The organism is Gordonia jinghuaiqii, from assembly GCF_014041935.1.
GTDB lineage: Bacteria > Actinomycetota > Actinomycetes > Mycobacteriales > Mycobacteriaceae > Gordonia > Gordonia jinghuaiqii.
Genome location: NZ_CP059491.1, coordinates 4168423 through 4190525, shown reverse-complemented (window position 1 = coordinate 4190525; position 22103 = coordinate 4168423). Strand labels below are relative to the sequence as shown.

Below are 22103 nucleotides of genomic sequence, written 5' to 3'. Positions count from 1 at the left end.
CAGGTGGTCACCCGGCCCCCGTATCCCGACCTGGTCCGGTCGGCACCGGCCCTCCACGGGCGATGCGGGGGCCGTCCCATGTCCGGGGCCGGTCCCCCCACACTGATACCGCACGTATACCACCACGGGGTGGTGGTAACCCCTGGTGTGGGTACCCCTGGGGGGTATAGTCTGGCCGTCATGAACCCGCCGCGCGAACACCCGACTCCGACGCATCACGCTGCGTCCACCGACCACGGCGGCGCGCACAACCACCCCGGTCACGCCCCCGCAGGCAGTGATCACCCAGGCCATGATCGCCCAGGCCACGATCACCTGGGTCACGGTGATCACGTGGCGGAGTTCCGCCGGTTGTTCTGGATCATGCTCGTACTGGCGATCCCGACCGTCGCGTTCAACGACATGTTCGCCGACATCCTGGGTTATCCACTGCCCGAACAGGAATGGGTGAGGTGGGTGTCGCCGCTCATCGGCTCTGTCATCTACGCCTGGGGCGGCCGGCCGTTCCTCGTCGGTGCGGTCGGCGAGATCCGCACCGCCCGGCCCGGCATGATGCTGCTCATCGCACTCGCCATCACCGTGGCGTTCGTCGCGTCGTGGGGGTCGACCCTGCACGTGCTGGATCACGAGCTGAACTTCTGGTGGGAACTGGCCCTGCTGGTGGTGATCATGCTGCTGGGGCACTGGATAGAGATGCGTTCACTCGCCCGAACCACCTCGGCGCTCGATTCACTTGCCGCCCTGCTCCCGGACGAGGCCGAGAAGATCGTCGGCGACGAGGTCGTCCCCGTGGCACCGGTAGAGCTGGCGGTCGGCGACGTCGTACTCGTCCGGCCCGGAGGATCGGTCCCCGCCGACGGCATCATCGTCGACGGCTCGGCGAGTATGGACGAGTCGATGGTGACCGGGGAGTCGGTTCCCGTCCGCCGGGGCACCGGGGATCAGGTGGTCGCCGGAACCGTTGCCACCGACTCGGGGCTGCGCGTGCGGGTGAGCGCGACCGGCGAGGACACCGCGCTCGCCGGAATCCGACGGCTCATCGCCGATGCGCAGTCCTCGTCGTCTCGCGCTCAGCGCCTGGCCGACACCGCGGCAGGACTGCTGTTCTGGTTCGCCCTGGGAGCCGCGGTCATCACCGCGATCGTCTGGACCGCGATCGGTGAGCCCGACACCGCCGTGGTCCGCGCGATCACCGTGCTGGTCATCGCCTGCCCTCACGCGCTGGGCCTGGCGATCCCGCTGGTCGTGTCCATCGCCACCGAACGCGCAGCCCGCGCAGGTGTGCTCGTCAAGGACCGGCTCGCGCTCGAATCGATGCGCGGCGTCGACGCCGTGCTCTTCGACAAGACCGGAACCCTGACCAAGGGTCAACCGACGGTCACCGCGGTACAGCCGGCGGCCGGGCATGACCGTGACCGGGTTCTCGCGGCCGCGGCCGCAGCCGAGTCGGGCAGCGAACACCCCCTCGCCGCGGCGATCGTGCGCGCCGCCCGCAGCGAAGAACTCACCGTTGCGCGGGCACGGGACTTCTCCTCGTCACCTGCGGTCGGGGTCACCGCCGCCGTCGGCGGCCACACGATCGGTGTCGGTGGACCGCACCTGCTGGACGAACACGGCCTCGTCGAGTTGCCGATCGCGCGGGAATGGCGTGCGCAGGGTGCGATCATCCTGCACGTCATCGCCGACAGCCAGGTCATCGGTGCGATACGACTGGCCGACGAGGTTCGGCCCGAGTCCCGGGACGCCGTCGACCGGCTACATGACGAAGGCATCGAGGTCGTGATGATCACCGGCGACGCGCAGGCCGTCGCCGACGATGTCGCCGGCCGGCTGGGAATCGACCGCGTCTACGCCGGAGTGCGGCCGCAGGACAAGGCCGCCACCGTCGCCGAACTCCAGCGGGAGGGCCACAAGGTCGCCATGGTCGGCGACGGCGTCAACGACGCGCCCGCGCTCGCCCAGGCCGACGTCGGCATCGCGATCGGCGCGGGCACCGACGTCGCCATCGGCTCGGCGGGCGTCATCCTCGCCTCGTCCGACCCGCGATCGGTGCTGTCGGTCATCGAGCTCTCCCGGGCCGCATACCGAAAGATGGCCCAGAACCTCTGGTGGGCAGCCGGTTACAACCTCGTATCGGTACCTCTGGCGGCCGGAGTCCTCGCGCCGGTCGGGTTCGTCCTGCCGATGAGCGTCGGCGCGATCCTCATGTCCGCATCGACGGTGGTCGTCGCACTCAACGCGCAACTGCTCCGTCGGCTCGACCTGCGCCCCGGACACGGCTCCCACTCGTAGCAGCGTCGGAGGCAGGTAGCACGAGGCCCGGGCAGTCGCCGGCGGCGCCGATTGGCGTACCCCGCTACTCGTGAGGGCGGGCGGGGCGACCGGTGTACTGGACAGCGTCAGGGAATCAGGCGCGACGACATCGGAGATGAGGAAGCGTGATGACCACCACGAACGCCGAGCGAGATCTCGCGGCCGACTCTGGGCACATCGAAAGGTATTGGGCACCAGGCGATCCCGATTTCGGCGCCGCGGTTCCACCGCGCTTCGGCTTCGCCGACCCGCATGCTGCCGGCCTGTTCCACGGCACCGACGATCGGGTGAGGCTCACCAACCGCGGCGCGAGTGTCGCGGCCGCGACGACCCTGCGTACCGACGGCTCTGCCGAACTCCACGTCCTGGAACCCGGCACCGTCCTGGTACTTCCCGACGAGGACTCGCTCACCTATGTCCAGGCGCCGCGGGCCGCCGACGGCAGACCGGTTCTCTACGGTGCGATCTGGGTCAGCTCCGGCCGCGTGATGCCGGTGACGGTGCCGATCCCCACCCGACGAGAATTCCTGGACCAGCGTTACCTCACGCCGTGGAGCAGCGACTGGAACGGGGGCTTCGCGGACCGGCAGCTTCGCGACGCCGCCGCCGACGGGGTCTCGTTCCAGTACCGGACAGGGGGTTCGACGTTCACGGTGCACAACGCCGGATCGCGATGGATCGCGGTGGTGCACAGGTCGGGCACCGAGTACTCGGTCGCCGAATGCGGTCCGGGTGAGCGTGCGGATTTCGAGGTGTCGCCGCATGCGGCGCGTACCGAGGTGTTCTCGGTCGTCGGGCAGCGGGTGGGCGGCTCGCCGGGGCGTGGTCCCTACATGTCGGCGTCGGGGACGGTCCACCCCGGATGGGCCGGACGTCCGGGTACCGCGACGGCCTACGGTTCGGTCGTCGTCATGCTCGGTTCGCTGGTGTACAACGCACTACCCAAGCGCAACCTGTACCTGGCGTTCTCGCGTCGCCGCCGCGGGTGCGCAGGCATCCACCGCTGAGGCATCCACCGCTGGGCATTCACCGCTGGGGCGAGCGCTCAGCCGACGTGGCGTCGGAGTTTCGCGGACAGCCGGGGGACGAGGTCGCCGTCGGCGTCGACACGCTCTTCGACGTAGGCGAGGTCGCCGTCGGCGACGAGGCCGTAGAGACGTTTGCCGCCGCCGGTGCGTAGGCCCGACTCGGCCTTGATCACGACGTCGGTGGCGAGTTCCCACGTGGTCTGATTCAGCGGGGCGCCGTAGAACAGTTCGATCGAACCCTCGGCGTGCGACAGCAGCAACTCGATGGTGTCGTCCTCGCCGATCCGCCAGAAACCGGATTCGCGGAGATCGGGACGCACGAAGGTGGCGTCGTCGTCGATCACCCAGGACCGCGACTCCCAGCTCAGGAAGTTCTGGCCGTCGTGGGAGACGACGATCTGCTGTGCGAAGTGGTAGTCGGCACCGGACTCGGGGTCGTGACCCTCGCCCTCACCGCGCCAGACACCGACCAGTGGCAGCAGCGCCAGAAGGCCGGGATGAAGGTCGGCACCCAGGCGCAGGTTGGCGGTGTCGGCGGGTAGCGGAAGATCGTCCCACGTGGGGACGTTGCGCTCACGGCTGCCGGACTCGACGGCACGTGTCTCGGCCTGGTTTATCGCCTCGTCGCCGGAGCGGAGCGGTTGCGCCGCCCCGTCGGCGGAGCCGTCACCGGATGGCTCGTCACCGGATGGCTCGACACCGGAAGGCTCGACACCGGAAGGCTCGACACCGCCCAACTCGTCGCCGGACTCGCCGGCACCGGGTGGGGGTGTCACGACTCGTCGGTCACCAGGCGGTACAGGGTGTAGACACCGAACCAGGTGATCAGCACCGCGGCGAGGATCAGCAGGATTTCGAAGAAGAGGACCACGAGAGAAATTCTAACCCCGGCGTGGTCGGCCGTTGGGGGCGGGGCGCGCACGACCGCACCCGGACGTGCGGACACAACACGGCCCGGCCAACGCGCGTAGCGGTGGCCGGGCCGTGTCGAGTTCGAGCGGCATGCCGGGATCAGGTCCCGACGCCGGATCACTTGGAGACGGTGATGTCCTTCTCGTGGATTCCGGGGCCCTCGGGACTGATCGAGACGTCGCCGTTGCCCACAGCGGACAGGGCGCGAAGCGTCCAGGTGCCGGGGGCCGCGAAGAAACGGAAGTCGCCGGTGGGCGAGGCGACGACCTCGGCGGTGAACTCGCCGGTCGAGTCGAGCAGACGCACGAAGGCGCCGGCGACGGGATTACCCGAGCCGTCGGTGACCTGTCCGGTCAGGACGGTCTCCTTCTCCACGTCGACGCCTGCGGGCAGCTTCTGGCCCTGCTTGGGTGCAGCACACATAGTTGTTACTTTCCTTCTCCGAGTTCGATCGGGACACCGATCAGCGAGCCGTACTCGGTCCAGCTGCCGTCGTAGTTCTTGACGTTCTGGTGGCCGAGGAGTTCCTTGAGCACGAACCAGGTGTGGCTCGAACGCTCGCCGATACGGCAGTAGGCGATGGTGTCCTTGGACCCGTCGAGACCGGCCTCACCGTAGAGCTTCTCGAGCTCCTCGTCGGACTTGAACGTGCCGTCTTCGTTGGCGGCCTTGCTCCACGGCACGCTGATCGCGCCCGGGATGTGGCCGGGACGCTGGCTCTGCTCCTGGGGGAGGTGGGCCGGCGCCAGGATCTTGCCCGAGAACTCGTCGGGGCTGCGCACGTCGACAAGGTTCTTCACGCCGATGGCGTCGATGACCTCGTCGCGGAACGCACGGATGCTGAGGTCGGGCTCGGCGGCCTTGTACTCGGTGGCCGGGCGGCTCACCGGATCGGACGACAGCGGGCGGCCGTCGAGTTCCCACTTCTTGCGTCCACCGTCGAGCAGCTTGACGTCGTTGTGGCCGTACAGCTTGAAGTACCAGTAGGCGTAAGCGGCGAACCAGTTGTTGTTGCCGCCGTAGAGGATGACGGTGTCGTCGTTGGCGATGCCGCGCTCGGAGAGCAGCGCGCCGAACTGGTCGGCGTCGATGAAGTCGCGGCGGACCGGATCCTGCAGATCGGTCTTCCAGTCGAGCTTGACCGCGCCGGGGATGTGGCCGCCGTCGTAGGCCGAGGTGTCTTCGTCGACCTCGACGAAGACGGTCTTGTCGGCGTTGAGGTTCTGCTCAGCCCATTCGGTGCTGACCAGGACGTCGGAACGTGCCATGGCTGTGTCCTTTCCAGGGTGGATCTGTTGTGTGGAGGAATCTTCGGTGTCTGGCGGAAGTGCAGACGAGGGTGAGGCGCGAGAAGTTGCCCGCGGACTCTGATCGGGTGATGAGCGGCGGGAATGCGCATGGAAAGAGGATTGCGACCTCGACAATGACGCCCCGTCGTCATCGACGGTGCGCGCGGCACGTCTGCGATTCACAGCCGTGCGTCAGCACACCCTCAACGGCGAGTGCGACAGCAACAGTCGGCGACACGACAGAAGTCGATCGCCCGGCGGCGTGTGAGCAGGCACTCACGGCGCTGTTGCATGCCCACGAGGGTACACAGTGCCGATCAGGACTCCAACGCCCGGGGTGATTTGGCCTCAGGGGCCGGCGAAACCGGTCTGTACTGGTCAAACCATCCGGCCGGACCGGTGTGGCGGTCCGTCAGAAGTGGTCCGGGCGCACCGCGGCGGCACCCTTGTCGGCGAGAAGTTGCACGTCCCCGCCGAAGCTCTCCGCGCGCTGTGCGGTCAGCCCCCACGCCATCGGCAAGCGGGGGAGGGTTGTGCTGAACCGGTCGAGGACGGCCGCACGCATCGACGCCGGGATCTCGGCGTCGACGTGACGTTCGGGGCCGGTGTAGAAATCGGTGGCCCGGATCCTCAGGGCGCCGTCGACGACGGACAGGTCGACCGCGACGCTGACCCGGGCCTTGGGGCCGGTGTGGGCCGACGCCGACGGCGGGTCGTCGGGATCGATTCCGTCTCGCGGCGGCAGCGTGACCGTGCCGGTCAAGACCACGCCTTCGGCGCGACGGACCACTCCGTCCTGGGGCCCGCCCGCGCCCGCCTTGTCATCGGGACCGGGACTGCTGACGGTGAGGTCGATCATGCGCAGATAGCGTGCGAGAGTCAGTGCGTCGAGCCTGGTGTAGGCCGATATCGACGAGGTGTGCAGAACATCACTGCCGTCGAAACCGCCGCTTCCGGTGACGTGGAACGGTCCGAGGGTGGCGCCGAGTTCCGCTCTGCAGATGCCGAGGGCGGGGTCGCAGCCGGGCAGTTCGACGCCGCGAGCCGCGATGGTGGCGCCGTCGAACCTGCCCGCAGCGGACTGCGGGATGTACGGGAAGCCGGCCAGGGTGACCTCGGGATCGAATGGGACACGAGGGGATTCGGCGATGGCCCGGGAGAGTTGGTGTTCGCCGCGGATGGCCGACCCGACATCGACGAGGAACGCGACGCCCGCCGCGACCAGGACGGTGACGACGGTGACGACCAGGGCTCTGCGGAGGTACGGCATTCTCGGCCGATCACCCTCCCCGTCGTCTCTGTCCACCGCTTTCGTCCGACTTGTTAACTGCGAATCGGACGGTTGGCGCTATTCTGTCACCTATCCCGCACACGTTGGTAAGGCAGAGTAAACAATCGTCGACGATGTGTACGGGTGGCGTTCACGTCGAGGTGAGCGATCTGGATGGCTTGGGCGGGAACGAACGAGATCGGAGTGCCACGTGGATCTCCTGTTGTTGACGGCCGACCCCAATCCGGAGTCGGTCCTACCGTCGCTGTCGCTACTCGCGCACACGGTACGGGTGGCGCCTACCGAGGTGTCGTCGCTGATGGAGGCGGGAAACGCCGATGTGGCGCTGGTCGATGCGCGCACCGATCTGGCTGCGGCCCGGGGGCTGTGCCGCCTGCTGGGTAGCACCGGTTCCTCGGTGCCGGTGGCCGCGGTGCTGACCGAGGGTGGGCTGGTCGCGGTGAACGCCGACTGGGGCATCGACGAATTCCTGCTGCCGGCCACTGGTCCGGCCGAGCTGGACGCGCGACTCAGACTGCTGGTGGTGCGCACCCGCGGCGTCGCCGCCGAGGAGTCGTCGGGCAAGGTCACGCTGGGGGAACTGGTCATCGACGAGGGGACCTACACCGCGCGGCTGCGCGGGCGCCCCCTGGACCTGACCTACAAAGAGTTCGAACTCCTGAAGTATCTGGCGCAGAACGCCGGTCGTGTGTTCACCCGCGCCCAGCTGCTGCAGGAGGTGTGGGGATATGACTTCTTCGGCGGCACCCGCACGGTCGACGTGCACGTGCGTCGCCTCCGGGCGAAACTAGGTGCCGAGCACGAATCGCTGATCGGCACGGTCCGCAACGTCGGATACAAGGCGGTGCGCCCGACCCGCGGCCGCGCGGCCGCCGCCGATGTGCGCGACGCCGATGTCGCCGACCCCGATGTCGCCGACCCCGATGTCGCCGACTTCGACGACACCCTCGACGGTCCCGATCCCTTTGACGAGGAGCTCAGTGCCAGCGCCGGAAGCTGACGAGGTACACGTACGACGAGGGGCCCTGCCCCGGGAGGTCGCAGACTTCGCGCATCGGCTGGTGCACGCGGCGACCGCGGCGGACGGGGTGTCGCCGCTGTCCGAAGGTGCGGTCAAAGCCGTGGAGGCAGAAGAGGATTCGCCGGTCGTCCACGTGTGGTCCGATGCCGGCTACGCCAACATCGTCCCCGGCCGGGACGGGGAACCGTCGATGATCGAGGCTGTCGTCGATCCCGCTCGACGCCGGCGAGGGCACGGCCGAGCACTTCTCGACGCCGCGTTCGCCGCAGCACCCGAACCGGAGGGTGCCGGTTCTCCGGACGGTCCCGGCGTGCGCGTCTGGGCCCACGGCGATCTGCCCGGCGCCGTCGCGCTGGCGGCGGCGATGGGTCTGCAGAAACGCCGTGAGCTGCTGCAGCTGCGGCGCCCGGTCGGGCAGGGGCACGAGCTGCCCGAACTCGTCGTCGATCCGACGATCTCCCTGCGTACCTACGCCGGACCCGCCGACGACGCGGAGATCCTGCGTGTGAACAACGCGGCGTTCGACTGGCATCCCGAGCAGGGCGGGTGGTCGACCGAGGAGATCACCGAGAGGGTCACCGCGGACTGGTTCGATCCCGAGGGTCTGTTCCTCGCGTTCGACGCCGACGATCCCGACCGTCTACTCGGATTCCACTGGACAAAGATGCACGACGCCGACCTCGGTGAGGTCTACATCGTCGGGGTGGATCCTGGCGCCCAGGGTCGCGGGCTGGGACGTCTGCTGACGTTGGCCGGCCTGCATCATCTTGCGCGACAGGGAGTTTCGGAGATCAATCTCTACGTGGAGGGCGACAACACCGCCGCCCTGCACACCTACGACCGCCTGGGCTTCACCAGATACGCCGTCGACGTCGCCTACGGATGACCCCAGGGGTCGATCGCCTCGCGCAGGGCGTCGACGATGTCGCCGATGTGCGGCTCCCGGACGATCGACAGATGATCGCACTCCAGGCGCACCACCTCCAGCTCGCCGCGAGTGATGTACCGACGCCAGATGGCCGGGTCGTCACGATTCTCGCTGCCCTGCACCATCAGTACGCGTCCGTCGTACGGTCGCGGACGGTGCAGATGCCCGACGCGGACACCGAGTTCCTCGAGTGCCTGCGCGTCGGCGGCCGGTGACCTCTTGGTCAGGCCGGCCAACGGGACCCGAAGCCTCCTGCGCCACAGCTCTTTCCGTGAGACCGCGGCGAAGCCGGGTTCGATCGACGGTGCCGGGTGGGTGCGTCTGGCACGACGCATCACCCGTGGCGGCAGGAAGGTGTCCACGATGACCACCAGGTCGACGCGGTGCCCGTCGGCCCTCAGGCGGCGGGCGGTCTCCAGGGCGATGAAGCCGCCGAGGGAGTGTCCGACCAGCAGGCAGGGGCCCTCGGGCCCGAGGCGCCGGAGGTCCCGCAGATGGCGTCGAACGGCCGCGGCGACCGTCCAGTCCGGGATACCGCGGTTGTCCAGACCGTTGGGCTGGAACGCGACGACGGGGCCGACGCCGCCGAGTTCGCCGATCCGGTCGGCGAAGGGCACGAATGTCAGCGCGGACGCTCCCGCGCCGGTGAAGCAGAAGACGGGGTGCCCCGCGCCGCGGCGCAACGGCACCGTGGTCGGTGCCGGCCTCGAGCCCCGGCCGGGCCGGACGCCGGTCGTCACCGCGTCCCGGCGTGCGTCCACGAGTGCTGCCAGCTCGGCGACGGTCGGTGCGGCAGCCATTTCCGATTGTGAGACAGCCACACCGAGCGCCGAGTCCAGGGCGACCATGATCTGCTGGATCGTCATCGAGTCCGCGCCGAGTGCGTAGACGTTCTCGTTGCGGCCGACGACATCGAGTGCCAGCTCCTTCGCCCAGACGCCGGCGATCGACGACTCCAGTCGACCCTCGGGCGGTTCCGGGTTGCGGTGTGGCGCGGGTAGCGCGGCGCGGTCGACCTTCCCGCGGGCATTGCGCGGCAACTCCGAGAGCACGACGATGTGCGCGGGAATCATCCACGGCGGCAGTGCGGCACGCAGCCGGTTCCGGAGGACGGCGCCCGGCGGTGTGCGCCGGGCGCCCTCCGGTACCACATACGCGACGAGTTCGAGAGCGCCCGAGGAGGATTCGCGCGCCACGATCAGCGCGTCGGACAGGCGCGGAGGTCGAAATGCCCGATGGCATAGGTCTCCGAGGAGCCGGCCCAGTTCGTCACCGTCGCCTCGGGCGCCACCGACAGCGTCGCGGAGGCGAGTTCGCCCGTGAGTACCTCACCGGTGGTGATGATCCGACGCAACGTCGACCAGACCGGGTGGATGCGCGGAACGGTGGTGGCCGCGACGAGCGATCGCAGCAACGACGGGGTCAGGAACACGGTGTGGATGTCGCCCTCGCCGATCTTGTCCACAAGGTCGCTCGGCGTCCCCTGACGAGGGTCGCTGACCAGGACGGCGCAGCCGTTCAGCAATGAGCTCATCGCGACGTTCAATCCGCCGCCGAAGCTGATCGGCATGCAGAGCGCGACCGGCAGGCCCGGGCGCAGCCCGAACCGTTCACGCATGAACACCGCGTCGCAGAGCCACATCGACCCGGGTTGCAGGACCCCCTTGGGGGTGCCGGTGGAGCCGGAGGTGAACTGGATGTTCGCGATCTGTGGGGCGTCGCGCCCCACGTGTTCGGGCGCGCTGTCTGCGGCGCGCAGGATATCGGCCAGCCCGACAGTCGTCACCGACACCCGGGATGCACAGCGGCGCAACGTGTCCAGGTGTTCGTCGTCCGCGATGGCCAGCACGGGATGTCGGCCGTGGGTGATCAGTGAACCGAGCATCACCTCGATCCGGTCCGCGGGTAGCGCGGTGTCGAGGGCGACGAGTGTGCGGCGCGACAGGAAGACGCCGAGGACCGCGGCCACGGCATCCGGTGACAGGCCCAGCTGCACCACGACGGGCCCCGATGCGGCGGGCCCCGACCGCTCGATCCACTGCGCGATCCCGAGTGCGAGGGCGAGCAGTTCCCGGTAGCTGATCCGGCGGTCCGACGACCGGAGGGCGGTCGCATCGCCGAAGGCGGTGGCCGAGGTCGCGAACGCGTGCGCGAGGTCATCCGCGAGGTCATCGGACAGGACGGCAGCGGGCGGTGGCGCCGGGGCGTCGAAGGTCATGTGAGTGGTCGTCCTCGGGAGAAACCGGTGGCGGTGTGGGGAGCGGGAGTTGAGATTACGCGTGAACGAGCCCGACCGGGATGTTCGCGCCGGGGATGCGAAGCCCGACTGCCTTGGCCAGTTCACCCGCCGTTCACCTTCTGTCGAGAATCAGTCCATTCTCCGCACCTAGCTTTCAAAGGAACACTCCGGACCGGTCGGCCCACGCCGACGCGGAGCACGCGAACGGAAAGGCAACACCTGCGGTGAGAATCAATCGGAACGGCGCCCTGGCGTCGGTGTCGGCGATCGCGGCACTGGCTCTCGTGACGGCGTGTGGTGGCGGAGGCAGCGAGTCGACGGTGAGCGGCGAGGGCTCGACGGCGCAGCAGAAGGCCATGGAGCACTTCAGCCAGGTCCTGTCCGACGACAGCGACATCGTGCTCGACTACACCGGCAGCGGCTCGGGCGACGGCATCAAGAAGTTCATCGCCGGTGACGTCGACTTCGCCGGTTCGGATTCGGCCCTGAAGCCCGACGAGGTCACCGCGGCCAAGGCGCGTTGCAGCGGCAACGACCCGTGGCACCTGCCCCTGGTCGTGGGCCCGGTGGCCATCGCCTACAACCTCGACGGCGTCGACGATCTGAAGCTCGACCCCAGCGTCATCGCGAAGATCTTCAACGGCAAGATCACCACGTGGAACGACCCGGCCGTCGCCGCGCTCAACCCGGGCGTGGCGCTGCCGAACACCGACATCGTGCCGGTCTACCGGTCGGACAGCTCGGGCACCACCGACAACTTCCAGCGGTTCCTGCAGGCGTCGGCGCCGGCGGACTGGCCGTACGAGCACAGCAAGGAGTTCGCGCCCAAGGGCATCGGCTCCGGGGCATCGAAGTCGACCGGTGTCGGTGACACCGTGAAGAAGACCCCCGGTTCGGTCAGCTACGTCGAGTGGGGTTTCGCCACCGAGAACGAACTCGGCGTTGCCGACATCGACTTCGGCGCCGGTCCGGTCGAGCTGAACGCCGGCACCGCGGGCAAGGCACTCGATGCACTGGCCTTCGAGAACCCGGACAGCAAAGACCTCGTCGTCGACACCGATGCGCTGTTCGCATCCAAGACGCCGGGTGCCTACCCGCTGCTGCTGACCCCGTACTCGATCGTCTGCTCGGCGGGCTACGCGGACGAGGCCACCAGCGGTGCGCTCAAGGACGCCTTCACCAAGATCCTGAACGACGGTCAGACCGGACTCGAGGAGATCGGTTACGTGCCGGTGCCGCAGTCCTTCAAGACCAAGCTGCAGGGCAGCGTCGACGCGCTCGCCGGCGAGTCCGGCAACTCCTAAGTGACACAGGCTGTTCGCCTGCGCGGGGCCGCACCGGTTTGCGGCCCCGCGCACGCGGTTGAGACACTGACACGACATCTCTCGTGTCCTCGAGACGGCGGGAAGTTGCCCCGATGACCAGAGCCGAATCACAAGAAGGACGCATGACCTCGCTGAGCAAAGAGGGTGGCGCGGTCCCGCCGGAATCCGACGGACCGGCACTCACCGGGTCATCGCCCGACGAACCCCGGAACGGCAGCCTGAACTCTGCCGCCCACCACCGCGTCGCCGACCAGGTGTTCCGCAGCCTGGCCGTCGGCTCCGGCTTCGTCGTCTCCATCGTCATCGGGTTGATCGCCCTGTTCCTGCTCGCGCAGGCGATCCCCTCGCTGACGAAGAACGAAGAGAACTTCTTCACCTACACCGGTGACTGGATCACCAGCGGCAACCAGCTCGCATTCGGCATCCCGCAGCTGTTCTACGCGACTGTCGTCGTGTCGTTCATCGCGCTGCTGATCGCGATGCCCGTCGCGCTGGGTATCTCGATCTTCCTGACCGAGTACGCGCCGAAGCGCCTGGTCGGACCGATCACCTACACCGTCGACCTGCTCGCCGCGGTGCCCTCGATCGTCTACGGCCTGTGGGGCATCCTCGTGCTGGGGCCCGCCCTGGTGCCGGTGAACTCCTGGCTCGTCGCGAACCTCGGCTTCCTCCCCTTCTTCGAGAAGCCGACGCAGGTCGCCAACATGTCGACCGGCGGCACCCTGCTGACCGCAGGCATCGTCCTGGCCGTCATGATCCTGCCGATCATCACCGCGGTCACCCGCGAGGTGTTCATGCAGACCCCGAAGGGGCATCGCGAGGCCGCGCTGGCCCTCGGAGCCACCAAGTTCGAGGTCGTCAAGCTCGCCGTGGTGCCGTTCGGGTTCTCCGGCTACATCTCGGGTTCGATGCTCGGTCTCGGCCGTGCGCTCGGTGAGACGATGGCTCTGCTGCTGATCATCTCCACCGCCGGGCCGATGAACTTCAACCTGATGGAGAGCGGGGAGACCTTCGCGACCAAGATCGCGAACAACGCCGCCGAGTTCGACTCGCCCGCCAAGACCGGTGCCTACATATCGGCCGGCCTCACCCTGTTCGTCCTGACCTTCATCGTCAACGCCGCCGCCCGTGCGGTCGTCGCCGGAAAGAAGTGACCATGTCCACGTCAACCGCAGCGACGGCCCCGGTCAAGAAGCCCTCCGGTTTCACCCCGCTCGCACGGCGCCGCCGCATGACCGACACCGTCGTGAAGGCCGCCGTCATCGCGGCCGTCGTGCTCGCGCTCATCCCGCTGGTGTGGCTGGTCTCCACCCTGGTGATCCGCGGCATCGAACCGATCCTCGACATCGACTGGTGGACCTCGCCCGAACGCAAGGGCGGAGCCCTCAACGCGATCATCGGCACACTCATCCAGACCGCGCTGGCCGCCGCCATCTCGGTCCCGCTGGGTATCTTCGTGGCCATCTACCTGGTGGAGTACGCCTCCAAGAAGTCGACGCTGGCCCGCGTCACGACGTTCATGGTCGACATCCTCTCGGGCGTCCCGTCCATCGTCGCCGCGCTGTTCGTCTACGCCGTGTGGCGCACCACTCTCGGTCTGCCGCGTTCGGGCTTCGTCGTCGCGATCGCGCTGGTGCTGCTGATGCTGCCCCTGGTGGTCCGTGCCACCGAGGAGATGCTGAAGATCGTTCCGCAGGACCTGCGGGAGGCGTCCTACGCCCTGGGCATCCCCAAGTGGAAGACCATCGTCAAAGTGGTGCTGCCGACGGCCCTGTCGGGCATCGTCACCGGGGTCATGCTCGCCATCGCCCGTGTGATGGGCGAGTCCGCGCCGGTCCTCATCCTCGTCGGTGCCACCCGCGCGATGAACTGGAATCCCTTCGACGGAAACCAGCAGTCGTTGCCGCTGATGATGGTGCAGCAGTACAACAACGGGCCGGGCGCCATCGACAAGGTCTGGGGAGCGGCCCTGACCCTGGTCATCATGGTCGCCATCATCTACTTCGGCGCCAAGGCGGTGTCGAAGCTCTTCGCCCCCAAGAACTTCTGATCCTCCACCCGCATCCGGGTCATTTCCTTCCAGAACGGACTATCGCGATGGCAAAGCGCCTCGACATCAAAGACCTGAACATCTACTACGGCGACTTTCACGCGGTCAAGAACGTCACCCTCGAGGTGCCGCCGCGCTGCATCACCGCGTTCATCGGCCCGTCGGGCTGTGGAAAGTCGACGGTGCTGCGCACCCTCAACCGGATGCACGAGGTGACCCCGGGCGCTTATGCCGAGGGCAGCGTCCTGCTCGACGGCGAGGACATCTACGGTCGCAACGTCGACCCGGTGAGCGTCCGGGCCACCATCGGCATGGTGTTCCAGCGACCCAACCCGTTCCCGACCATGTCGATCCGCGACAACGTGGTCGCCGGCCTGCGACTGCAGGGCGTGCGCAACAAGGCCCAGCTCGACGAGGTGGCCGAGCAGAGCCTGCGCGGCGCCAACCTGTGGGAAGAGGTCAAGGATCGTCTCGACAAGCCCGGTGGCGGTCTGTCGGGTGGTCAGCAGCAGCGTCTCTGCATCGCGCGTGCCATCGCGGTCTCTCCCGACGTGCTCCTCATGGACGAGCCGTGTTCGGCGCTCGACCCGATCTCGACGCTCGCGATCGAGGACCTGATGGGTGAGCTGAAGAAGGAGTACACGATCGTCATCGTGACCCACAACATGCAGCAGGCCGCCCGCGTCAGCGACCAGACCGCGTTCTTCAACCTCGAAGGTGTCGGACAGCCCGGCCAGCTCGTCGAGATCAGTGACACCGAGACGATGTTCTCGAACCCGACGAAGAAGGAGACCGAGGACTACATCTCCGGTCGCTTCGGCTGAGGTGTGGTCGCGCACGTCGCGCGATCGTCGACGTGCCAGACAGTCAGCGCCAGACAGTCATCAGGGTCCGCTCATCGAGCGGGCCCTGAGCTGTCGTCACATGTTGAGCAGGAGGATGGCCAGGAGCGCGACGAGCGACGCGGTCACGCCGAGGTAGGCGATGATCGTGCGTCGGTGGGCGGATGCGGCTGCGTCGTCGTCGGTCACCGCGTTGAAGTCGGGTTCGGTCGGATAATGCTGGGCCATGCCCGCCACCCTAGCCACGACCTCGGTGCGGGGGAAACGGTCGCGCGACAAAATCGGACCGAGATCTTCACCGACGTGAAAAGAGGCCGAGATCAGTTCGCTGAACTGAATTCTCGGCCTCTTTCCGTGTGGTCTCTCGCTCGGCATGAGCACCGAGCGAGGGAGATCACCCGACGTTCTGGAACTGCTCCGGGGTCTTTCCGGTGGCGGTGAACACCACCCGACGACCGATCAGTACCGCGTGATCGGCGAAGCGCTCGTAGTAGCGGCCGAGAAGGGTCACGTCGACGGCTGCCGCGACGCCGTGCTTCCACTCCTTGTCCATGAGGACGGTGAAGAGGTGGCGGTGGAGATCGTCCATCGCGTCGTCGTCCTCCTGAAGACGCAAGGCCGCCTGCGGGTCCCGCGTCACGAGGACCTCATGGGCACTTTTCGCGAGTGTCACCGCGAGCCGGCCCATCTCCGCGAAATAGCCGTTGACCTCCTCGGGGAGTGCCTTGGCGGGATGGCGGCGACGCGCGACCTTGGCGACGTGCAGGGCGAGTGCGCCCATGCGGTCGGCGTCGGCGACGATCTGGAATCCACTGACGACGCCGCGCAGATCCCCGGCGACCGGGGCCTGCAGGGCGAGCAGTGCGAAGGACTGCTCCTCGGCGCGGGCGGTCAGCTGGCTCATCCGGTCGGTGTCCCCGATGACCTCTTCGGCGATGGCGAGGTCGGCCTGCAGCAGTGCCTGCGTGGCACGCGCCATCGCGGTGCCGGCGAGTTCACACATCTCACCGAGTACGGCGGTCAGCGCCTCGAGTTTCTCTTGGTAGGCGGTACGCATGTTCCCAGGATACGTGCGTGACCTCTACACTCCGACCCCGACCGATGAACGCACGGTGAACGTACGGTGCAGATATGCTCCCGCGGCGTGCCGGGTACCGCGGCGCGGCCGGCCAACGCCCGGAACACGCCTCAGGAACAGGTCGTGTCGCCGGCGTTGGTGATGGCGAGGTCGTTGGGCAGGTTGCCGGTGTTCTCCGCCCGGGGGAGTTGATCGACGGTGAGTGTCGCGCCGGAATCGGGCGCCGACTCGAGCGAACCGGCGAAATCGCCGCCGACGATCAGCTCGACGCCCGACTTGACCGTCCTGTCGAGCTGGACGCTCGCGCCGGGGAACATCGAGGCCAGTGTCGCGGCCGCGTCCCGCTGGCCGGGTCCGTAGCGGACCACGGTGTCATCCCGGTTCTCCGAGGCGTCGGCGACACCGCGCACGTCGAAGCCGTACGGCGTCAGCTGGTCGGAGACCTCCGCGGCCAGGCCGGTCTTCCCGGTTCCGTTGAGCACACGGACACCGACGTTGCCCGGACTCTGGGCGGTCGCGTTCACGACGCCCGGACTCTCGGACGAGCCGCGGGGTGCGCTCGGCGCCGGTGCCTTCGACGACGATGACGACGACGGCTTCTTCCGCGCCTTCTCGCCGGGGAGGGGCAGGTCGTCGATGATCGCGTTGAAGATCGCGTCGACGTCGTCGGTGCGCGGGATCTCGTTGTTCGCGCCGTCGGTCGAGGTCCCCGAGGTCGGGATCGTCAAGAACGACACCCGGCCGGCCTCGATGCCCTGCATCGACTCCGCGAGCTTGAGCAGCGACTGGGTGTTCACCCCGTCGACATAGCTGTACTCGATGAACGTGTTGACGATGCTGTTGAGCTTGTTGGGGTTCGACAGGACGTTGCCCGACAGGGACGAGCGCAGCAGCGACGACATGAACAGCTGCTGGCGTTTGATGCGGCCGTAGTCGCCGGTGCCCTCCGAGGCGATCGTGCGGGCCCGGACGTAGTTGAGGGCACGACGACCGGTGAGCTTCTGTTTGCCGGGTTTACGCAGGATCTGACCGAGTTCGTAGTCGTACAGCGGGACCGTCGAACACACCTCGACGCCGCCGATGGCGCGGACCACCTTTTCGAAGCCGTAGAAGTCCATGCCGATGAAGTGGTTGATGTTCAGGCCGCTCATCTCGGTGATGGTCCGGACCAGGCACTGCGGACCGCCGTAGAAATAGACGCTGTTGAGTTTCACGCCGTACTCGGCGGGCATCTCTGCGCCGTATGAGCCGTTGTCGTTGTCCCAGGCGTTGCACGCCGGTCGGTCGACCTGCAGGTCGCGCGGGAACGACACCGCCACCACGCGACTGCGGTTGGCCGGGATGTTCACCAGGATGATCGTGTCCGCGCGTGCGCCCTCGGCGTCGTCGGTGGTACCCGCGCCGACCTTGGCGTTCTTGCCGCCGCGTGTGTCGGTGCCGACGATCAGGTACGTCTCGTCGCCGTACTGCGCGTCCTTCTTGCGGATGTTCTTGTCCTCGGAATCGACCGCGGTGACGTTGCGCCAGTTGCCGTTCCACGACTGCAGGTAATTCCAGACGAAACCGGTCCCGACGAGTGCGGTCACACAGGCGATCGCGACCAGGATGCGACCGGTCGAGGTGGCCTTGCGGACAAGCGAGCCACGACGATCCTCGCGGGCCGCCGGGTGGCGGCGCGGGCGGGAACGGAGTTCGAGTGGGCCGGTGAGATCCGGGGTGGGCTCCAGCGGCTCCTTGGGGACGGCGCCCGCCGCCGGGGCTGCCGCGGCCAGTGGATCCTGGGCGCGGGATTCCTCGATGACCCGTTTCTCGGTGGCGCGGTCGGACAGGTCCGGTGCGGCGTCGCCGATGGTGGGGATCTTCTGGGTGACGTCGTTGCCGAAGTGATGGACCGCGGTGGGGCGATCGTCGGGGTCGGGCTGTCCGGGGTCCCGGCGGGCCCGCGGCGGAACTTCAGGCGGGGCGGAGGTGGGATGAAGGGGTGGCGGGGCGAAGCGTCGGCCGCGGGTGGTGGGCGGGGTCGCCGGGTTCGGCGCCTCGGGACGGGGAGCACCCGGTCCCGGAGCGGGTGCGCGGGGCCGCGAGGACCGCGGATCGTCCGGTCGGCCGGCGTCGGAGCGTCGGGAGGCCGGGGGCGTCTGGCCCGCGGACCGCGCCGAGGTCTCCTCGGCGTTCATCTGCTCCATCAGCTCACGGACGGTCAGACGGGTACGGCCGCGGACGAAACGGTCCGCCGAACGCGGTTCACGCAGGCTCGGATGTGCCGGCCCGGGACCGCCGTGCCCGGGCGCGGGCGCATCGGCGGGCGGGGTGCCGAACTTCTCGCGGAAGTCGTTCGCATCGCGGGAGCGTCCGGCGCGACGGCCACGACGAGAGCGGTTCGCCCCGTCCCCCGCCTCCGGATCGTCCGGTCCCGATGTCCAACGACTCAATGCACGTTCCTCATGCCCCGAGGACTGTTCGTGGACCGCACGTCGGGGCTGATCGTGGCGGTACCCCCTGCATGCACCGTGTCGGCACGGTTGCACGGCCCCGGGTGGCCCGGGACCTTCGCGTCATAGTACTGATCCGACCTGAGAAACGGACTCAGCCGTCCACGGTTGTGACGGTTTTCGCAGAGTGGTTCAACCGCCGGAGTGCATGATCTCGGCGCCCGCGGGGACGACGTCCTCGTCGGGATCGTCGAGCCAGCCGTCGGGGAGCGCGACCTTGGCAGGCGAACCCTGACGTCCGCGCGGGCCGTGACCGTCGGTCGGGAACGGGGCGTCGGCGGGGAGTTCGGCGAGCAGTTCGCGCAGTTCGTCGACGCTGCCGACGAGCGCCATCCGACGCCGGATCTCCGAGCCGGCCGGGAATCCGCGCAGGTACCACGCGACGTGCTTGCGGATCTCGCGGCAGCCCTTCATCTCGCCGTGATGGTCGACGAGGAGCTGACAGTGCCGCACCATGATCTCGGCGACCTCGCCGAGATTCGGGGGAGCGGGCGCCTGAAAACCGCCGAGTTCGGCGGCCAGCTCGGCGAACAGCCACGGCCGGCCGAGGCAGCCACGGCCGACGACCACACCGTCACATCCGGTCCGGCGCATCATCGCGACGGCGTCGGCAGGCTCGAAGATGTCGCCGTTGCCGAGGACCGGCACCGAGGTCACGTGCTCCTTGAGCCGGGCGATCTCGTCCCAGTCGGCCTCGCCGGAGTAGCGCTGCGACGCGGTGCGCGCGTGGAGAGCCACCGCGGCGGCACCCTCCTCGGCGGCGATCCGACCTGCGTCGAGGTGGGTCCGGTGCTCGTCGTCGATCCCGATCCGGAACTTCACGGTCACCGGGATGTCGGTGCCCTCGGTGGCGCGCACCGCTGCCGCGACGATCTTGCGGAACAGTGTCCGCTTGTAGGGGATCGCCGAGCCGCCGCCCTTGCGGGTCACCTTGGGTACGGGGCACCCGAAGTTCATGTCGATGTGGTCGGCGAGGTTCTCGTCGACGATCATCTTCGCGGCCTGGTAGGTGTACTCCGGGTCGACGGTGTAGAGCTGCATCGACCGGGGGTTCTCGTCGGGACCGAAGGTCGTCATGTGCATCGTGACCGGATGGCGCTCGACGAGCGCGCGGGCGGTCACCATCTCACATACGTACAGTCCGGAGACCGTGCCGGTGCGGGCGAGTTCGAGTTCACGGCACAGCGTCCGGAACGCCACGTTCGTGACCCCGGCCATCGGGGCGAGGACGACCGGGCTGGCCAGTTCGATGGAACCGATGCGCAACGCAGATCCGGCGCCTTCGGAGATCGAAGGCGCCGGAGTCGGCGTCAGGGTGGTGCTCAGGATGCCTGCTGCTCCCGCTTCTTGGCCTCGCGGGCGAGCGAGCGGTCGCGCATCTCCTCGAAGCGCACGGTGTCCTTCTCGAGCTGCTCGAGGAAGGCGGCGAGCTCCTCGCGGGTCTGCTCGCCCGCGGACGTGAAGTCCTCGCGCTCGAAGACGTTCCACTTGCGCAGGACCGGCATGATGACCTCTTCGAGGTGCTGGCGCAGGTCGTAGATGCCGTGCTTGGCCATCAGCACGCCGTGGCGACGGAAGTTGGGCATCCCGGCGCCGGGCATCTGGAAGTTGGTCACGATGTCGGTGACCGCGCGCAGCGTCTGGTCGGGCGAGATGTCCATACCCGCGCCACAGATGTTGCGGTAGAAGATCATGTGCAGGTTCTCGTCGGCGGCGATGCGCTGCAGCATCTTGTCGGCGATCGGGTCGTTGCACGCCTTGCCGGTGTTGCGGTGGCTGACGCGGGTCGCGAGCTCCTGGAAGGTCACATAGGCCACCGAGTGCAGGATGCCGAGTTCGTCGGCGTGCTCTTCGAGCTGGTCGACGCGACCGGCAGCCGCGAGCATCGGATCGTAGCCGTTGGTCATGTGGATCATCCGCGCCTCTTCGAGGGCGACGGGGTCGACGCCGCGGGTGACCACGAGGTAGTCACGCATGACGATGCCGTGCCGGTTCTCCTCCGCGGTCCAGCGGCCGACCCAATGGCCCCATGCGGAGTCCATCGAGAAGTTGTCGGCGATGACGCGGTGGTAGGACGGCAGGTTGTCCTCGGTCAGCAGGTTGGTGATCATGGCCGCCTTGGCGACCTCGTCGAGCTTCGACTGTTCGGGGTCGTAGTCGACGCCGCCGAGGGCGGCGAAATTGCGTCCCTCGTCCCACGGCACGTAGTCGTGCGGGTTCCAGTCCTTGGCGATCTTGAGGTGACGGTTGACGTTGTCCTCGGCAACCGGGGCGAGCTCCTGAAGAAGCTCGAGTTGTGTCAGCTCGCGTGCCATATAGATGTCCTCCGAACGGTGTCCGCGTGTCGTCGTGTGTATCTCGTCTGCGTCGGTTCACGGGGGACCGGCTGCCACGATCGTCTGTTCTTCGACCTCGTTGTGGTCAGGCTCGTACCCGTGAGCGAGCCATCGCGCGCCGGGTCGAGTCCCCACCGTGGCCCGACGCCACTGGTCAAACATCTAGCCTACGGGAAGATCTGGCCCACCCCAAGTCCGTACCCATGCTGTCGTGTCCGCTTCGCCCCGGTGTTACGAGCCGGGCCGGTGGCCTCCGTCACGTGTGTCGGTCACCTCCGCATCTGGGGCGTCGGCGCACCTCAGCGGGGTGTGCGGCGGGAGGCGAACATCGCCCCGGTGGTCTCCGCCCACCGGGTGGCCGGCTCGTCGATGGTGCCGAGTTCGCGGGCTTTCTCACACCAGCGCATCGCCGCCCGCCCGAACTCCAACGGGTTGTAGACGTCCTCCGCGCGACTCCACAGACCGTTCCCCGCGTAGGTGAGGATGGTGATGTTGGTGGCGGTGATGTGCGTTCCGTCGCCGGGATCGCGCATAGGGTTGTCGACCTCGCAGATCACCCGGCCCGTAGGCGCGTCGGCGACATGCCACAGCGGCGGGAACCCCGTCATGTGGCTGCCGGGGAACGCGGTCATGGTCTTCCAGATCCAGGTCCGGATCTCCTCGCGACCGCGCATCGTCCCGAGGGCGTGTTCTATGTAGTCGGCGTCGGGGGTGAACAAGTCGGCGTAGCGGTCCCAGTCGCCGCTCACCGCGACCTCGGCGACGGTGCGGCCGAAGGTGGCGAACGCCTCGTCGAGTTCGGTCGCGGTGAAGGCGATCTCGTCGGTCCCCGTCTCGTCGGTCCCGGTGTGGTCGGACACAGTCGTGTTCTCGGTGGTTTCCATCGTCGCCGATCGTAGGGTTCGGCAGGTGTCATGGGCCGGTTTTCGCCACACTCGGTAACATTCGTTCCCTACGCA

The 22103-nt window shown here is 68.0% G+C and carries 20 protein-coding genes; 8 read left to right on the top strand and 12 right to left on the bottom strand.

The window, feature by feature from the left end:
• Nucleotides 1–180 precede the first annotated feature (180 nt).
• Both H1R19_RS18655 and H1R19_RS18650 read left to right on the top strand, forming a co-directional pair.
• Nucleotides 181–2292: a heavy metal translocating P-type ATPase gene (locus H1R19_RS18655; protein ID WP_219849783.1), complete on the top strand. Its 2112-nt coding sequence runs from the start codon at nt 181–183 to the stop codon at nt 2290–2292.
• A gap of 149 nt (nt 2293–2441) precedes the next feature.
• Nucleotides 2442–3320 (top strand): hypothetical protein, encoded by an 879-nt coding sequence (locus H1R19_RS18650; RefSeq protein WP_223204915.1) that lies wholly within the window; start codon nt 2442–2444, stop codon nt 3318–3320.
• Between the two features lie 38 nt (nt 3321–3358).
• On the opposite strand, the gene H1R19_RS18645 is transcribed toward H1R19_RS18650, so the two are convergent.
• The 4 genes from H1R19_RS18645 to H1R19_RS18630 form a co-directional block, all read right to left on the bottom strand.
• On the bottom strand, nt 3359–4078 hold the full coding sequence (locus tag H1R19_RS18645) for a heme-binding beta-barrel domain-containing protein (protein ID WP_219851779.1): 720 nt from the start codon (nt 4076–4078) through the stop codon (nt 3359–3361).
• Nucleotides 4079–4370: 292 nt separating this feature from the next.
• A complete protein-coding gene (locus H1R19_RS18640; protein WP_188328848.1) occupies nt 4371–4676 on the bottom strand; it encodes a DUF1416 domain-containing protein in 306 nt (101 codons plus the stop codon).
• A 5-nt stretch (nt 4677–4681) separates the two neighbouring features.
• Nucleotides 4682–5521: a sulfurtransferase gene (locus H1R19_RS18635; protein WP_219849782.1), complete on the bottom strand. Its 840-nt coding sequence runs from the start codon at nt 5519–5521 to the stop codon at nt 4682–4684.
• A gap of 433 nt (nt 5522–5954) precedes the next feature.
• Nucleotides 5955–6812, bottom strand: a complete 858-nt coding sequence (locus H1R19_RS18630; protein WP_188328846.1) for an LmeA family phospholipid-binding protein — start codon at nt 6810–6812, stop codon at nt 5955–5957.
• 211 nt (nt 6813–7023) lie between these two features.
• Here H1R19_RS18630 and H1R19_RS18625 point away from each other — a divergent pair, with 211 nt between their 5' ends.
• Complete coding sequence (locus H1R19_RS18625) at nt 7024–7833, top strand: winged helix-turn-helix transcriptional regulator (protein ID WP_219849781.1); 810 nt, start codon at nt 7024–7026, stop codon at nt 7831–7833.
• Entirely contained in the window at nt 7814–8740 is a 927-nt protein-coding gene (gene mshD, locus H1R19_RS18620; RefSeq protein WP_244970753.1) for a mycothiol synthase, read from the top strand. The genes H1R19_RS18625 and mshD overlap by 20 nt, the downstream gene beginning before the upstream one ends.
• Here mshD and H1R19_RS23285 read toward each other — a convergent pair.
• Together H1R19_RS23285 and H1R19_RS23280 are read right to left on the bottom strand one after the other, a co-directional pair.
• Nucleotides 8731–9978 (bottom strand): alpha/beta fold hydrolase, encoded by a 1248-nt coding sequence (locus tag H1R19_RS23285; protein ID WP_244970752.1) that lies wholly within the window; start codon nt 9976–9978, stop codon nt 8731–8733. The two genes, mshD and H1R19_RS23285, sit on opposite strands and share 10 nt — an antisense overlap.
• Before the next feature lie 2 nt (nt 9979–9980).
• Nucleotides 9981–11000, bottom strand: coding sequence for an AMP-binding protein (locus H1R19_RS23280; RefSeq protein WP_244970751.1), 1020 nt, complete (start codon nt 10998–11000; stop codon nt 9981–9983).
• Between the two features lie 245 nt (nt 11001–11245).
• Here H1R19_RS23280 and pstS point away from each other — a divergent pair, with 245 nt between their 5' ends.
• From pstS to pstB, 4 genes are all read left to right on the top strand, one after another.
• Complete coding sequence (pstS, locus tag H1R19_RS18610; RefSeq protein WP_188328844.1) at nt 11246–12325, top strand: phosphate ABC transporter substrate-binding protein PstS; 1080 nt, start codon at nt 11246–11248, stop codon at nt 12323–12325.
• A gap of 143 nt (nt 12326–12468) precedes the next feature.
• Nucleotides 12469–13500: a phosphate ABC transporter permease subunit PstC gene (gene pstC, locus H1R19_RS18605; RefSeq protein ID WP_219849780.1), complete on the top strand. Its 1032-nt coding sequence runs from the start codon at nt 12469–12471 to the stop codon at nt 13498–13500.
• A gap of 2 nt (nt 13501–13502) precedes the next feature.
• Nucleotides 13503–14396, top strand: a complete 894-nt coding sequence (gene pstA / locus H1R19_RS18600; RefSeq protein WP_223204913.1) for a phosphate ABC transporter permease PstA — start codon at nt 13503–13505, stop codon at nt 14394–14396.
• Nucleotides 14397–14443: 47 nt separating this feature from the next.
• Nucleotides 14444–15220 carry a phosphate ABC transporter ATP-binding protein PstB gene (gene pstB / locus H1R19_RS18595; protein ID WP_188328841.1) on the top strand — a complete coding sequence of 259 codons (777 nt, stop codon included), beginning with the start codon at nt 14444–14446 and terminating at the stop codon, nt 15218–15220.
• A 96-nt stretch (nt 15221–15316) separates the two neighbouring features.
• Here the strand turns inward: pstB and H1R19_RS18590 are convergent, their stop codons facing one another.
• From H1R19_RS18590 to H1R19_RS18565, 6 genes are all read right to left on the bottom strand, one after another.
• The gene (locus H1R19_RS18590) at nt 15317–15466 is read right to left on the bottom strand and encodes a hypothetical protein (protein ID WP_188328840.1); all 150 of its coding nucleotides are present in this window, start codon (nt 15464–15466) and stop codon (nt 15317–15319) included.
• A gap of 166 nt (nt 15467–15632) precedes the next feature.
• A complete protein-coding gene (phoU, locus tag H1R19_RS18585) occupies nt 15633–16295 on the bottom strand; it encodes a phosphate signaling complex protein PhoU (protein WP_188328839.1) in 663 nt (220 codons plus the stop codon).
• 131 nt (nt 16296–16426) lie between these two features.
• Nucleotides 16427–18748, bottom strand: coding sequence for an LCP family glycopolymer transferase (locus H1R19_RS18580; RefSeq protein WP_188328838.1), 2322 nt, complete (start codon nt 18746–18748; stop codon nt 16427–16429).
• A 192-nt stretch (nt 18749–18940) separates the two neighbouring features.
• Nucleotides 18941–20134: a tRNA dihydrouridine synthase DusB gene (dusB, locus tag H1R19_RS18575; RefSeq protein WP_188328936.1), complete on the bottom strand. Its 1194-nt coding sequence runs from the start codon at nt 20132–20134 to the stop codon at nt 18941–18943.
• Complete coding sequence (locus tag H1R19_RS18570; protein WP_188328837.1) at nt 20131–21123, bottom strand: acyl-ACP desaturase; 993 nt, start codon at nt 21121–21123, stop codon at nt 20131–20133. The genes dusB and H1R19_RS18570 overlap by 4 nt, the downstream gene beginning before the upstream one ends.
• A gap of 320 nt (nt 21124–21443) precedes the next feature.
• Nucleotides 21444–22028 carry a nuclear transport factor 2 family protein gene (locus tag H1R19_RS18565; protein ID WP_188328836.1) on the bottom strand — a complete coding sequence of 195 codons (585 nt, stop codon included), beginning with the start codon at nt 22026–22028 and terminating at the stop codon, nt 21444–21446.
• Nucleotides 22029–22103 lie beyond the last annotated feature (75 nt).